General features: G+C 63.2%; 12 protein-coding genes. 8 read left to right on the top strand and 4 right to left on the bottom strand.

Going from position 1 to position 14,520, the window contains the following annotated elements:
* Positions 1-39: 39 nt before the first annotated feature.
* Together FPL22_RS10245 and recD2 are read right to left on the bottom strand one after the other, a co-directional pair.
* On the bottom strand, positions 40-948 hold the full coding sequence (locus FPL22_RS10245; protein WP_144230181.1) for a hypothetical protein: 909 nt from the start codon (positions 946-948) through the stop codon (positions 40-42).
* Between the two features lie 29 nt (positions 949-977).
* On the bottom strand, positions 978-3,206 hold the full coding sequence (gene recD2, locus FPL22_RS10240; protein WP_144230180.1) for an SF1B family DNA helicase RecD2: 2,229 nt from the start codon (positions 3,204-3,206) through the stop codon (positions 978-980).
* A gap of 86 nt (positions 3,207-3,292) precedes the next feature.
* Here recD2 and FPL22_RS10235 point away from each other — a divergent pair, with 86 nt between their 5' ends.
* Entirely contained in the window at positions 3,293-3,754 is a 462-nt protein-coding gene (locus tag FPL22_RS10235) for a DUF2721 domain-containing protein (RefSeq protein ID WP_144230179.1), read from the top strand.
* Here the strand turns inward: FPL22_RS10235 and FPL22_RS10230 are convergent.
* Positions 3,747-4,394 carry an HAD family hydrolase gene (locus FPL22_RS10230; protein ID WP_144230178.1) on the bottom strand — a complete coding sequence of 216 codons (648 nt, stop codon included), beginning with the start codon at positions 4,392-4,394 and terminating at the stop codon, positions 3,747-3,749. The two genes, FPL22_RS10235 and FPL22_RS10230, sit on opposite strands and share 8 nt — an antisense overlap.
* A gap of 85 nt (positions 4,395-4,479) precedes the next feature.
* Between FPL22_RS10230 and FPL22_RS10225 the strand changes: the two genes are divergently transcribed.
* Genes FPL22_RS10225 through FPL22_RS10210 form a run of 4 tightly spaced genes read left to right on the top strand, consistent with a single transcriptional unit; the run spans position 4,480 to position 8,173 of the window.
* Positions 4,480-5,610, top strand: coding sequence for an MlaE family ABC transporter permease (locus FPL22_RS10225; protein WP_144230177.1), 1,131 nt, complete (start codon positions 4,480-4,482; stop codon positions 5,608-5,610).
* A 10-nt stretch (positions 5,611-5,620) separates the two neighbouring features.
* Positions 5,621-6,460 (top strand): ABC transporter ATP-binding protein, encoded by an 840-nt coding sequence (locus FPL22_RS10220; RefSeq protein WP_144230176.1) that lies wholly within the window; start codon positions 5,621-5,623, stop codon positions 6,458-6,460.
* A gap of 28 nt (positions 6,461-6,488) precedes the next feature.
* Positions 6,489-7,505, top strand: a complete 1,017-nt coding sequence (locus FPL22_RS10215) for an MlaD family protein (RefSeq protein WP_144230175.1) — start codon at positions 6,489-6,491, stop codon at positions 7,503-7,505.
* 17 nt (positions 7,506-7,522) lie between these two features.
* Positions 7,523-8,173, top strand: coding sequence for a PqiC family protein (locus FPL22_RS10210; protein ID WP_144230174.1), 651 nt, complete (start codon positions 7,523-7,525; stop codon positions 8,171-8,173).
* Positions 8,174-8,247: 74 nt separating this feature from the next.
* Here the strand turns inward: FPL22_RS10210 and FPL22_RS10205 are convergent, their stop codons facing one another.
* The gene (locus FPL22_RS10205) at positions 8,248-9,477 is read right to left on the bottom strand and encodes an LL-diaminopimelate aminotransferase (protein ID WP_144230173.1); all 1,230 of its coding nucleotides are present in this window, start codon (positions 9,475-9,477) and stop codon (positions 8,248-8,250) included.
* A 105-nt stretch (positions 9,478-9,582) separates the two neighbouring features.
* Here FPL22_RS10205 and panC point away from each other — a divergent pair, with 105 nt between their 5' ends.
* The 3 genes from panC to FPL22_RS10190 all read left to right on the top strand — a co-directional run bounded on the left by panC (position 9,583) and on the right by FPL22_RS10190 (position 14,490).
* A complete protein-coding gene (panC, locus tag FPL22_RS10200; protein ID WP_144230172.1) occupies positions 9,583-10,428 on the top strand; it encodes a pantoate--beta-alanine ligase in 846 nt (281 codons plus the stop codon).
* Positions 10,425-12,029: an L-aspartate oxidase gene (gene nadB / locus FPL22_RS10195; RefSeq protein WP_144230171.1), complete on the top strand. Its 1,605-nt coding sequence runs from the start codon at positions 10,425-10,427 to the stop codon at positions 12,027-12,029. Before panC ends, nadB begins: the two co-directional genes overlap by 4 nt.
* Before the next feature lie 268 nt (positions 12,030-12,297).
* The gene (locus tag FPL22_RS10190) at positions 12,298-14,490 is read left to right on the top strand and encodes a bifunctional rhamnulose-1-phosphate aldolase/short-chain dehydrogenase (protein WP_144230170.1); all 2,193 of its coding nucleotides are present in this window, start codon (positions 12,298-12,300) and stop codon (positions 14,488-14,490) included.
* Positions 14,491-14,520: the final 30 nt, after the last annotated feature.

The raw sequence follows: 14,520 nt of genomic DNA, 5'->3' as shown, positions 1-14,520 counted from the left end.
TCCCGGAACGAGGTGTGCGCAGAAATGTAACCTGGCGGGTTACTTTGCGCGGTGGCGGCGCTCGGAGGGAGTCGGTGATTCCCAGGCGGCGATGGTGTCGTTGAGGTAGGCGAGGTGGCGCTGGAGGGCGACGAGGTCTTCCTGAAGCTCTGAGTTCAGGCGGCGCTGGAGTTGGGGGCGTTTTTTCTCGGACAAGGTGAAACGCCAGGCGGGGGAGTGGCGGTAGTTGCGGAGTTTGCGTTCGGTGTCGCGGCGGGCGGCGTGCAGCTCGGCAATGGCGCGACGCAAGCGGCTCAACGAGGAATCGGGGCCGATCTGGTCGTTGGCGGTGTCCCATTCGATTTCGAGGCGGGAGAGCCAATCGGCATCGCGCGCGGCCCAGGCTTGCTGGACTTGGTGCCAGAGATTTTCGCGCGCGGGTGTCCACTCGCCGCCGCGGTCGGGGTGCAGGTGTTGGACGAGACGGCGGTAGATGTCGCGGGCAGCGGGACTGTCAGGCGTGGGCGCGGATGGTCGCGAGGCGAACTCATCATCATCCCCATCGTCGTCAGCGCGCGTGTAGTCGGAGTGGGAGGACGATTCGTGTTCGGATTCGGGTTCGTGGTCGCGTTCGTCGGCTGCGGGGTCGGCCTCGTCTTCGCGGTTTTCCTTCCAGACTTTTTTGACGGAGCGGCCGGTGACGTTGGCCATGAACTGGGCGTGGTGCATGTCACGCGCTTTGCGCGTAACCTCGGCGTGGAGTTCGCGGAGGGTGGTGACGAGCTGGGGAAACGTGCCGTGCAGCCAGCGCTCGTAGGCAAGTGTATCCGTTTCCTCGTGACGGTGGAGATCCCGGGCGGCCTTTTCGGCGAGTTTGCGGGCGGCGTGGAATTCGGACCAGGCTGCGTGCTGGAGCGGACGGGCGTCGATGAGGACGAGGAAAAATGACGCGGAGTGGCGGGCGGGCATGGTCTCGAAATGGGGCGCGACGCGATTTGTTACGCGGCGGGACCGGTGATTTTTTCGCGCAGGTGGGTCGTGCGGGTCCGGGCGTCGTTGGCGCGGACGGCCATGCCGTAGGCGGCGGGTTCGCCGACGATGAAGACCTTTTTCTTGCCGCGGGTGATCGCGGTGTAGAGCAGGTTGCGCTGGAGCATCATGAAGTGCGCTTTGAGCAGCGGCACGATGACGACGGGGTATTCGGAGCCCTGGGATTTATGGATGCTGATGGCGTAGGCGGGGGCGAGGTCGCCGAATTCGCCGCGATCGAAGGTGTGTTCGTCGTGGTCGAACTTCGCGGTCAAGGTGCCGGTCTCGGTGTCGATGGCGGTGATCACGCCGATGTCGCCGTTGAAGAGGTTTTTGTCGTAGTTGTTGCGCAGCTGGATGACCTTGTCACGCGGACGATATTCACCGTGCGGGCCGCGCAGGCCCTTGCTGTGCGGGTTGAGCGCGGCCTGGAGCTGGACGTTCAAGTTGCTCACGCCGGCGGTGCCCTTGTGCATCGGGGCGAGGATCTGCACGTCGTTGATCGGATTGAACCAATGATAATGCGCGGGGATGAACTCGGTGCAGAGCTGGATGGTTTTGCGGATGCAGTCCTCGGCGGAGTCGGCGACGATGAACGTGAGATCGGACCAGGCCTGGGCGGCGGCGACCTCGTTGACTGACGGGGGGAGGCCGGGTTCGCCGGCGTTGATGGCGTGCGCGGTGGTGACGATCTGGCTCTGGCCCTTCTGACGGTAGATGACGTTGAGGCGCGTGACGGGGACGTGCTCCGTGGCGATCAAGTCCTTTAGGACGTTACCGGCGCCGACGGACGGGAGCTGGTCGATGTCACCCACGAGGAGCAGGTGGGCGCGGGACGGGACGGCTTGCAGAAGGGCGGCGGCGAGGCGCGTGTCGAGCATCGAGGCCTCGTCCACGATGAGGAAATCGGTGGCGAGGGGCTGGTGCTCGTTGGCAACAAAACCGCCTTTGGACGGATCGTATTTGAGGAGGCGGTGGATGGTGGACGCGAAGCCGCCGGTCGTCTCGGCAAGGCGTTGCGCGGCGCGGCCGGTGGGTGCGGCGAGGTGCACGCGGATTTTCTTGGCTTTCAGAATATCGACGAGGGCGCGGAGGATGGTGGTTTTACCCGTTCCCGGACCGCCGGTGAGTATCGAGATTTTGGAGACGAGGGCATTTTTGAGGCCGACGCGCTGCTGGTCGGCGAAGGTGAAGCCGGCTTTTTGCTCGGCCCATTCGACGGCGGCATCGGTCTTGATCGGGGGGAGTCCGCTGCCGGTTTTGCCGAGGCGGGTGATGGTGGCGGCGATTTTTTGTTCGGCGCGGTCGTTGACGGGCAGCTGGATAAGGGACGAACCGGGGAGCGGGGCGGCGACGCCGGCGGGGGCGTGGCGGACGAGCTGTTTGGTTTCGACGAGGGCGTTGATGCGGGCTTCGAGGTAGCGTGCTTCGGTTTCGAGGAGCGGGGCGGCGTAGTCGATGAGGCCGGCCTCGAGGATGGCAGTGTGGCCTTCCTCCTGGAGGGTTTCCATCGCGTAAAGCAGACCGGCGTCGAGGCGGGGCGGGGCGTCGTTGGCGTAACCGAGATTGATGGCGATGCGATCGGCGGTCTTGAAGCCGATGCCGTCGATTTCGCGGGCGACGCGGTAAGGCTCCTCCATCAGGATGCGTTTGGCATCACCACCGTATTTGTTGATGAGCTTCACGCACTGGCCGGTGGTGACGCCGTAAGTCTGGAGAAAGATGTAGAGCTCGCGGAAGGCGCGCTGGTCGTCCCAGGCTTTCTTGATGGCGGAGGCGCGTTTTTTACCGATGCCGGGAACGTCGTGGAGTTTGCCGGATTCCTCGCTCAACACGCGGAAAGTCGAGGTGCCGAAGGCGTCGACGATCTTGTTGGCGTAAACTTTGCCGATGCCCTCGACGAGGCCGGAGCCGAGGTATTTGCGGATGCCATACACGCTCGACGGGAGCTCGGAGCGGAAGGAGTCGATTTTAAATTGGTCGCCGTGCTGGGCGTGTTTGGTCCAGCTGCCGCGCAAGTGGAGCGTCTCGCCGCATTGCACGCCGGGAAGCGGCCCGGTGATGGTAACCTTGGCGGCTTTGTCCTCGGCTGAGTCTGGACGAAACTCCGCGATGGTGTAATGATTTTCCTCGTTGAAGAAAATGATGCGTTCTAGAACGCCGGTCAGGTTGTCGGAATTGGCGGGAGAAACGGCCACGTGCGGCGAACATGAACACGGCTTCCTTGGAAAAATCAAACGCGGGGAATTGCCAGTCGTGCGGATTTGCTGCGGAGTGACGGACTATGGCGATCGAGTCCAACTCCCTGCTCCCGATGATCCAGCTGGCGATCACTCCGGTGATCCTCATCACGGGTCTGGGTTCGCTGATGCTGACCATGACCAACCGGCTTGGGCGCATCGTGGACCGCACACGCATTCTTGCGGGGCAGACGCACGCGGCCAAGGACGACACGCGCGGGCTCCTTGAGGCGCAGCTGCGTATTCTTTACCGCCGGGCGAAATTCGTGCGGCTGGCGGTGATGTTTAACACCCTGGGCATGTTCACCTCGGGCATGCTGGTGGTGGTGATTTTCGTGAGCGCGCTGGCGGGCGTGGAGGCGGCGCCTTTGATCCTCGCGCTGTTTATGGGCGCGATCGGTTTCCTGCTGACGGCGCTCGGTTACTTCCTGAGCGACATCAACCTCACGTTGCGCGCCCTCGGCATGGAGGTGGATCGCGCGCTCGCAGAACCTGCCGTCAAGTGACGAGGAATTCCGCCGCCCCGAGTGCGGTGAGGTTTTCGTAAATCCCATCGGCGCCGGCGGCGCGCAACTCGTCGGCGGTGTGCGTGCCGGTGGTGACGGCAAAGCACGGGAAACCGGCGTTGTGCGCGGCTTGCACGTCCCAGGGTGAATCGCCGACGAGGCACGTCGTGGCGGGATCGGCGTCGAGGAGCTTGAGTGCGTGGGCGGTGAACTCGGGGGCCGGCTTGAGCCACGGCGTGTCCTTGGCGCCAATCACCTGAAGCACATGCGGAGTGAAGCCGAGGTGGGCGCAGACCTGGCGGGCGGACGTGCCGAGCTTGTTGGTGAACACCGCGCAGACGATGCCGCGCGCGTGAAGGCGTTCCAGCAAAGCGAGCGCGCCGGGCATGGGATCGGCGCCCGTGAGGAGATTGGCGTCCCAGAACGGGCGGTAGATCGCGAGGGCTTCGCCGAGGCGGGCCGCGGGGATAAACTTTACCATGGCGTTTTCGAGTCCGCCACCGATGGCGCGTTTCACCTGTTCATAGGTGGGGGCCGGCAGGCCGAGCTGCGGCAACGTGTGCGCGTAGCAGCGATGGATCGCGGGCAGGTGATCCATTAAGGTCCCGTCAAGGTCGAACAACACGGTGTTGAAACGCATCCCGCCAGACTACGCGGCGAGGTTTCCTTCGAACGATACAAAATTTGCATTCCTTCGCGCCGCGTGTCCGCTCAACCTGTTTGCGATGTCCGAATCCATCACGATCACTCCCGACAGCCGTGTGCAAGTGCGCACCGAGGGCGAGTGGATGCTGGTAGAGTTGCAAGGCGTGTGGCGTATCACCGAGCCGCGTCCATCGTGGGCGGTGTTGATCGGCGACAACTCGCCGGTGCGCGTGAAGATCGTCTGGGGCAATCTCGGCAACTGGGACAGTGCGCTGCTGCTGTTTGTTTTTGAAGTGCGTCAGTGGTGCCGCGTTAAGGGCGTTTACTGCGATCTCTCCGACCTGCCTGATGCGCTGCAAAAACTGTTGCGCCAACTCGTGGTGGTGAACGAGACGCGCATGGTCTTCGACCGTTCGCATAATTTTCTCACCGTGGTGGGTCTGGCCGCCGAGGATGTGTGGGCGAAGACCAAGGAGATCGCGACGTTCGTCGGCGAATGCGTGATCAGCGCGGTCAGTCTCCTCAAGCGTCCGCATAAATTCCGCTGGCGCGACTGTCTCGACGAGATGCAGCAATGCGGTGCGATGGCCCTGCCCATCGTGAGCCTCATCGGTTTGCTGGTCGGTTTGATCATGGCGTATCAATCGGCCGTGCTCATGCGGCAGTTTGGCGCCGACATTTACGTGGCCGACGCGGTCGGTCTGGTCATGGTGCGGGAGATGGGTGCGATGATGACGGCGATCATTCTCGCGGGTCGCACCGGCGCGGCGTTTGCCGCCACACTGGGCAACATGAAGGCGGGCGAGGAGATCGATGCGTTGCAGACGCTCGGTATCCGTCCGGTGGATTTTCTGGTGATGCCGCGCCTCGTCGCGCTCGGCTTGATGATGCCGCTCCTCGCGCTCTACGCGAGCGGCCTGGGCATTCTCGGCGGCATGGCGGTGTCGTTGGGCCTCCTCGACATCCCGCCGACGGCTTACTGGGTGGAGACGCAGTCGGCCATTGATTTGTCCGACATCTCGACGGGCCTCATCAAGGCGTCGTTCTTCGGTGTGCTCGTGGGTCTGGCGGGTTGCCATCGCGGTTTGCGCGCCGAGCGCAGTGCGGCCGGTGTGGGCAAGGCGACGACCTCGGCCGTGGTGATGGGCCTGCTTCTGATTATCGTTTCGGACGCGTTGTTCGCCGTGATATTCAACATCTTTGGCTGGTGATCCCGCGCGTATGAACACCGACAACTCCACGCCTGCCCCGGTTTCCGCATCCGCTGCCAACGCCGATTCACCCGCACTCGATGTCGCCGGCTTGGATTGCGGCTACGACGGCGTGGCGTTGCTGAAGAACCTGAACTTCCAGGTTAAGCGCGGGGAGATTTTCTTCATCATCGGCGGCTCCGGTTGCGGCAAGAGCACGCTGCTCCGCCATCTCATCGGGCTGAATCCGCCGCTGGCGGGCTCGGTGAAATTTTTCGGCGAGTGCTACAACGAAGCCTCTGGCGACCGTCAGCGCGAGATGCTGCAACGCATCGGCGTGCTCTATCAGGGCGGCGCGTTGTGGAGCTCCCTCAACCTGCTGGAAAACGTGATGCTGCCGCTCGAGGAATACACGCCGCTCGACGCCGCGGAGCGCGCCGAACTCGCCTGCATGAAACTCGCGCAAGTCGGCCTCTCCGGTTACGACAGCTATTATCCGTCCGAGATCAGCGGCGGTATGAAGAAACGCGCCGGCCTTGCCCGGGCGCTCGCGCTGGATCCGGCGATTGTCTTCTTTGACGAACCCTCGGCCGGCCTCGATCCGATCAGCTCGCGCAATCTCGATGAGTTGATCGTCAACCTGCGCGATCTGCTCGGCATGACGTGCGTGGTGGTTTCGCACGAACTCGCTTCGATCTTCGCCATCGCCGATCGCGTCATCATGCTCGACAAGCAGACCAAGGGAATCATCGCCGATGGCGACCCGCGCGTGCTCGTCAAAGAAGGCAAGGACGCGCGCGTGCGTGAATTCCTCGGCCGCGGCGAAGATGCGAAAGCCGCCGCCCTCGTGCAAAAGCAGCCTTCCCCTTGAACCCGCTCCCGCCTAACTCTCTTTTCCTGTGAAGACCAAAGTCAGTCCCGCCGTCGTCGGTTTGTTCGTCCTGGGCGCGCTTGTCCTTGGGCTTGTCGCCTTGTTTTCGTTCGGCGGCATCAACTTTTTTTCCAAGCCCGAGCGGTTCGTCGTGTATTTCGACGAGTCGGTTCACGGCCTTGATCTCGGTTCGCCGGTCAAGCTGCGCGGTGTGCGCGTGGGCCGCGTCGTCGATATCGGCCTGCGTTACGAGCCGGCCACCGGCGGGTCGCTCGTGGCGGTCTCCTGCGAGCTGAACCGCAACCTCATCGCCGACGGCAAGGGCGGCATGATCGACGTCACCGAGGACGGTAAACTGCAGCAACTGGTGGATCGTGGCATGCGCGCCCAGCTCGGCGTCATCGGCTACGCGACCGGTCTGCTCTATGTGGAAATCGATTTTCTCGACCCCGTGAATTATCCGGCGACGCCGCGCCCCGACTTGGTTTCCAAATACGTCGAGATGCCCGCCGTCCCTTCGAAGAGCGCCGAGTTGCTGCGCAGCCTCGATGAAATCCTCACCAACATCAAAGGCGTGGACCTGGCGGCACTCTCCCGCGAAGTGCAGGGGCTCGTCGCCGACACGCGCAAAAAAATCAACGGATTGGACACCGACGGCCTGATTGCCGAGTGGACCAAGGCCGGTGCCTCCATGCGCGGACTCGCCGAGTCCCCCGAGGTCAAACAAACGCTGGTCAACCTTGGCGCCGCATCCGGCAAGCTCGATGCCATCCTCGCCGACTACGCGCAGAACGGACCGAAGGGCGAAGCGATGACGCAGACCCTGACCGAAATCCGCGCGACGATCACGACGTTTAACAGCACGGTCGCCACCGCGCAGAAATTTATCAACGCCCAGCAAAGCCTCGGCGACGACGCCTCGCAGGCGCTCATCCGGCTCGGCGAAGCCGCCTCGGCCGTGCGCGAACTGGCCGATTATCTCGAACGCAATCCGAGCGCCCTCATCACGGGTCGCAAGCAGCCGACTCCTCCTCCCGCCAAGTGATTCCTTTGCCACGCCCGATGAACTTTACCTCCCGCCTCCGCCGCATATCCGCCGTCCGTCTTCTGTCATGCGTGGTCCTGTCCTCCGTCGTGCTGAGTCTGGCCGGCTGTTCGCTCGTGCCGGCGCCGGCGAGTGATCCGACGCGTTATTATGTGCTCACCGGCACGCCGTCGGAAGTCGAGCGTCCCGCCAAAACGGGTGAGCTGGTGCTGGGGCTGAAACGCATCGAGATCGCCCCGTATTTGAACGGCAAGGACATGGTCGTGCGCGAAGGCGGCAACGAAATCGCCTACCAGAGTTTCGCCCGCTGGGCCGAACCGCTCACGACGAGCATCGGCCGCACGGTGGCCGGCCGCCTGGCGCGCGCCGACAAGGTGTCGCGCGTGTATGCGCAGCCCTTCTCGTTTGAAGTGGAGCGCGATTACGACGTGTCGATCCGCGTGTTCCGCTGCGAAGGCGAGCGCCAGGACGGCAAGTCGTTCGCGAGTTTCTCCGCGCTGGTCGAGGTGACCGAAGCGAAACCGGCGGGCGCGATCATCCTGCGCAAAGTCTTCACCGCGCCCGAGACGGAGTGGGACGGCAAAAACTTCAGCGCCCTCGCCTCGGCTCTCAGCGAAAGCGTGGCCGCCCTGACGGCGGAAGTAGTCGCCGCGTTGCCGGCGAAATAAAAAAAGCCCCGGCGGAAATGCCGGGGCTTTTTTGCGGGCGGCCTGCGCGATGAGGCGCAGGCCGGGGAACACGCTTACTTGCCGAGGGCCTTCGCGATGCGGGCGAGGGCGGTCTCGACGTTGGCGCGGCTGTTGAAGGCGCTGATGCGCACGTGGCCTTCGCCGCATTTGCCGAAGCCGGCGCCGGGGGTGCAGACGACCTGGGCTTCGTTGAGAAGCTTGTCGAAGAACTGCCACGAATCGGTGCCGGTATTGACCCAGATGTAGGGGGCGTTGTCGCCGCCGATGCAGGTGAAGCCGAGATCGACCACGGCTTTGCGGATGAGCGCGGCGTTTTCGAGATAGAAGTCGGTCATCGCCTTCACCTCGGCTTTGCCTTCCTCGGTGTAGATCGCGGCGGCGGCCTTCTGCACGGGGTAGGAAACGCCGTTGAACTTGGTCGTGTGGCGACGGTTCCAGAGCGCGTGGACGGGGTGGGAGTTGCCCAGAAGGTCGTAGGCGACGAGCTTCTTGGGAACGACGGTGTAGGCGCAGCGCGTGCCGGTGAAGCCCGCGGTTTTGGAGAAGCTGCGGAACTCGATGGCGACTTCGTCGGCACCGGGAATTTCGTAGATGGAGTGGGGGATCTGCGGATCGCGGATGTAGGCCTCGTAGGCGCTGTCGAAGAGGATGATGGCCTTGTTGGCCTTGGCGTAGGCGACCCAGGCTTCGAGCTGCGCGCGTGTGGCGACGGCGCCGGTCGGGTTGTTGGGGAAGCAGAGGTAGATGAGGTCGCTCGCGCCCGTGGGGATCGCGGGGACGTAGCCGTTGAGAGGTGTAGAATCGAGGTAGGTGACGCCCGAGTAGCGGCCCTCGAGGTTGGGGCCGGTGCGGCCCGCCATGACGTTGGTGTCGACGTAAACCGGATACACGGGATCGGGGATCGCGAGCTTCAGGCCCTCGGTGGCGAAGATTTCCTGGATGTTACCGCAGTCGCACTTCGAGCCGTCGGAGACGAAGATTTCGTCGGCCGAGATCGGGCAGCCACGGGCAATGTAGTCGTGGGTCGCAATCGCTTCGCGGAGAAACGCGTAACCCTGCTCGGGGCCGTAGCCCTTGAAGGTGGCGCGGGCGGCCATCTCATCGACGCCGGCGTGGAAGGCCTTCAGGACGGACGGAGCGAGGGGCTCGGTGACGTCGCCGATGCCGAGGCGGATGATCGGCTTGTCGGGATTGGCGGTGGTGTAGGCCGTCACGCGCTTGGCGATGTCGGAAAACAGGTAGGAAGCCTTCAGCTTGAGGTAATTTTCGTTGATGCGGATCATGTGATGAACGTTTGAAAATAGGGACTTATCGGGCGAAAAACTTGAATAAGCGCGGCGGCGGGGCTTTGTTCAAGCCTCGCGTTACCCCGCGCGTCCCCACGTTTCATGCAAATTATCAAGTCGGTCTCCGAGATGCAGTCGCTGGTCGGGCAACTGCGCGTCCAAGGTCAGCGCATCGGCCTCGTGCCCACCATGGGCGCGTTGCACGAGGGGCATCTGAGCCTCGTTAAAATCGCGTCGGATATCGCGGATGTCGTGGTCGTTTCGATTTTTGTGAATCCCACCCAGTTCGGGCCGAGCGAGGATTACACGAAATACCCTCGCCCGCTTGAGGCCGACACCGCCGCATGCGAAGCGGCGGGCGTGGACTACGTGTTCGCGCCGGAAGTGGAGGAGATGTATCCGAAGGGTTACTCGACGTTTGTATTGGAAGAGCACATCGCAAAACCGCTCGAAGGGGCCTCGCGCCCGTCGCATTTCCGCGGAGTCACCACGGTGGTCGCGAAACTTTTCAATATCGTGCGCCCGCATTTCGCGGTGTTCGGCCAGAAGGACGCGCAGCAGGTCGCCGTGATCAACAAGATGGCCATCGATCTTAATTTCGACGTCGAGATCGTGGTCGCGCCGACGTTGCGCGAAGCCGACGGACTCGCGATGAGCTCGCGCAATCGCTACCTCACCAACACCCAACGCGTCGAGGCGTTGGTGATCAGCCGCGCGCTCCGCAAGGCCTCCGACATGGTGGCCGCCGGCGAGCGCCGCGTGGACCGCCTGATCGCCGAGGCGACGCATCTCATCGGCCAGCAACGCCGCGTGCGCATCATTTATGTGTCGGTGGTGGACCTCGTCTCCATGGTGGCCATCAAAGGCGAAATCGTTCCCGGCAAGGACGTCATGACGATTGCCGTGTGGGTCGATGAGGTGCGTCTGATCGACAACCAAATCCTGTGAGCGCGGGCCCTTCTTTCGACGTCCTCGTCATCGGCAGCGGCATCGCCGGCCTGAGCTTCGCGCTCAAGGTCGCGCGCCTCGGCCACTCGGTCGCGATTCTCACCAAGAAGAACCAGGCCGAATCCAACACCAACTACGCGCAAGGCGGCATCGCGGTGGTCACCGGGCAGACCGACGATTTTGGAAAACACGTGAGCGACACACTCATCGCCGGCGACGGCCTGTGTGATGAAAAAGTCGTGCACGAAATCATCACCGATGGTCCGGCGCGCGTGCAGGAGCTGGTCGATCTCGGCTTGAAGTTTTCGCGCGATCAAGCCGGCGGTTACGACCTCGGCCGCGAAGGCGGACACACCGAGCGCCGCGTGCTTCACGTGAAGGACATGACGGGCAAGGCCATCGAAGCCGCGCTCATCAAAGCCCTCTCGCGCGAGCCGCGCATCGCGATGTTTGAACACATGTTCGCGATTGACGTGATCACGCGCCGCAAGGTCGCCGGACCGCGTTCGCGCGGGTCTGATCGCGTGCTCGGCGTCTATGCGCTCGATGTGCGCGACGGCCGCGTGGTCACGTTCCAGGCACCCGTTGTGATGTTGTCCACGGGCGGGGCGGGGCAGGCGTATCTCTATACGACGAATCCCGACATCGCCACCGGTGACGGCATAGCGATGGCGTATCGCGCCGGCGTCGAAGTGCGCAACATGGAGTTCATCCAGTTCCATCCGACCGCGCTCTACTCGATCACCGGAAAACGTTTTCTGATCAGCGAAGCTGTGCGTGGCGAAGGCGCCATTTTGCGCAATGCCGCCGGCGACGGGTTCATGAAGGATTACCACCCGATGGCCGACCTCGCACCACGCGACATCGTGGCCCGCGCCATCGACGCCGAGATGAAAAAGAGCGGCGCGCCCCACGTGTGGCTCGACATCACTCACCGCAACGAAGCCTTCCTGCGCACGCGGTTCCCGCAGATTTACCAGACCTGCAAAAACCTCGGGATCAACATCGCCAAGGACATGATTCCCGTGGTGCCCGCCGCGCACTACACCTGCGGCGGCGTTGCCACCAACCTCTCCGCCGAGACCGCGCTGCCGGGTCTTTATGCCTGCGGCGAAGTCGCCTGCACCGGCTTGCATGGCGCGAACCGCCTCGCCTCCAACTCACTCCTTGAGGCCGTCGTCATGGCGCATCGCGGATCGATCTCGGTCGATGCTTATCTGAAAAAAGCCCGCCGTCTTCCCGCGATGAAAATCCCCAAGTGGGTTGATCTCGGCGGTGGCGACATCGATGAACGCGTGGTCGTCGCACACAACTGGGATGAGTTGCGCCGCACGATGTGGGACTACGTGAGCATCATGCGCACGACGCGCCGCCTCGAGCGCGCCCGCACGCGCATCGCGACACTCACGCGCGAGATTCAGGACTACTATTGGAATTTCTCGGTGGATTCCCGGCTGCTCGAATTGCGCAACCTCACGCAGGTCGCCGAGCTGATCGTGGCCTGCGCCTTGCAGCGCAAAGAAAGCCGCGGACTCCACGAAATCGCGGACTACCCGAAGACCAAAAAAGTCGCCCGCGACTCCCGCATCCGGAAGACCTGAGCGCTCTGCGCTGCTCTTCGCACGGGTGTCAGGTGCTCATTTGCAACAGCGCCCATCCTCGAGCCCGCATGCTTAAAACTACGCGGGGTCAAGGAGGTCTTTTTGAATTACAAGCTATTGGTTATCAATGTTAAAATCCAGTTTGTAACTTAATAAGTTACAAACTGGATTGGTCTGCCAGCGGTGGAATTGAGCTCGTTTGGTAGATTTTGGTCGAAATCTATCAAAATCTACCAAATGTGGGCTGTAACCTCTTTTTAATCCCCCCATGTCCTCCTACAAATTCGTCAACTTCCTCTGGGACGACGCCAAGGCCGCGTCCCTCGATCCCGTCGGCCGCCTCGTTTACCGCTCCAACCTCCTCGGCAGCGACCAACGCATCACCAACACCGGCGGCGGCAACACCTCTTCCAAGCTGAAGGAAAACGACCCGCTCACCGGCGAATCCACCGAAGTCCTCTGGGTCAAAGGCTCTGGCGGCGACCTCCGCACCAGCAACCGCGACAACTTCTCCTCCCTCTACCAGGACAAGCTCATCGGCCTCCAGCAGGTCTATGCCGCCAAGGCCAACAAAGGCATCAAGTCCGAGGCCGAGGACGCGATGGTGAACATGTATTTCCACACCACGTTCAACCTCAACCCCCGCGCCTCCTCGATCGACACGCCGCTGCACTCCTTCCTGCCCGGCAAGCATGTCGATCACATGCACCCCAACGCGATCATCGCCATCGCCGCCTCCAAGAACTGCGAGAAACTCACCCAGGAAATCTTCGGTGGCGACATGGCCTACGTCCCCTGGATGCGCCCCGGCTTCGAGCTCGGCCTCGCCATGCAGGAAGTCGCCCGCAAGCAACCCGCCGTCAAAGCCATCATGATGGGCCAGCACGGCTTCATCTCCTGGGATGACAACGAGAAGGTCTGCTACACCCGCACCCTCGACCTCATCGAAAAAGCCGCCGCCTACATCGAGCAAAGATACGCCGCCAAAGGTGGCGACGCCAAAGCCTTCGGTGGACCCAAATACGCCTCCCTCGCCCCCGAAGCCCGCGCCACCGCCTTCGCCGCCATCCTCCCTTGGCTCCGCGGCCAGGTCTCCCAGCAGAAACGCTTCATCGGCACCGTGCAGGACGACGAGAAGATCCTCCGCTTCGTCAACTCCGCCGACGCCGCCCGCCTCGCCGAACTCGGCACCAGCTGCCCCGACCACTTCCTGCGCACCAAGATCAAGCCCCTCTACATCGACTGGAATCCGCAGACCGACGACGCCGCCAAGCTCAAGACCCAGCTCGCCGCCGGCCTCGACCAATACCGCAAGGACTACGCCGCCTACTACGCCGCCTGCAAACGCGCCAACTCGCCCGCCATCCGCGATGCCAACCCGACCGTCGTCCTCATCCCCGGCCTCGGCCTGATCGCCTGGGGCAAGGACAAATCCGAATCCCGCGTCACCGCCGAGTTCTACAACTGCGCCGTCGAAGTCATGCGCGGAGCCGAAGCGATCGACACCTACATCTCCCTCCCGCAGCAAGAAGCCTTCGACATCGAATACTGGCTCCTCGAAGAGGCGAAACTCCAGCGCATGCCCGCCGAGAAAGAACTCGCCCGCCAGACCATCATCGTCATCGGCGCCGGCTCCGGCATCGGCAAGGAAACCGCCCACCGCCTCGTGAAGGAAGGCGCCCACATCGTGTGCGTTGACCTCAACGAAGCCGCCGCCCAGGCCACCGCCAAGGAGATCGAAGCCAAATACGGCGTCGGCATCGGCGTCGCCGGCACGGGCGTGTCCAACTGCGGCCCCGCCATCGGACTCGCCGCCAACATCACCGACCGCGCCAGCATCCGCGCGATGCTCGACAAAGTCGCGCTCGCCTACGGCGGCTTCGACAGCATCTGCGTGACCGCCGGCATCTTCGTGCCCAGCGACACCACCGGCCACATCCCCGACGACAAGTGGGCGCTCACCTTCAACATCAACGTCACCGGCAGCTACTTGGTCGCCGACGAAGCGTTCAAGACCTGGAAAGAACAAGGCCTCCGCGGCAACTTGGTCCTCACCACGTCGGCCAACGCGGCCGTCGCGAAAAAAGGCTCGCTCGCCTACGACACCTCGAAAGCCGCCGCCAACCACCTCGTGCGCGAACTCTCGATCGAACTCAGCCCGCTCGTCCGCGTCAACGGCGTCGCCCCCGCGACCGTCGTGCAAGGATCCGCCATGTTCCCCCGCGACCGCGTGATCGGGTCGCTGGCGAAATACGCGATCCCCTACACGGACGACGAAGCGACGGACAGCCTCGTGACGAAGCTGGCCCAGTTCTACGCCGACCGCACGCTGACCAAGAGCCCGATCACCCCTGCCGACCAAGCCGAAGCCTACTTCCTCCTCGTGACGAAGCGCCTCAGCAAAACCACGGGCCAAATCGTGACCGTCGACGGCGGCCTCCACGAAGCCTTCCTGCGCTAATCGTGTAGGGCCGCCGCTCGCGGCGTGCCT

Source organism: Rariglobus hedericola (genome assembly GCF_007559335.1).
GTDB lineage: Bacteria > Verrucomicrobiota > Verrucomicrobiia > Opitutales > Opitutaceae > Rariglobus > Rariglobus hedericola.
This window is presented reverse-complemented; position numbering and strand designations above follow the sequence as displayed.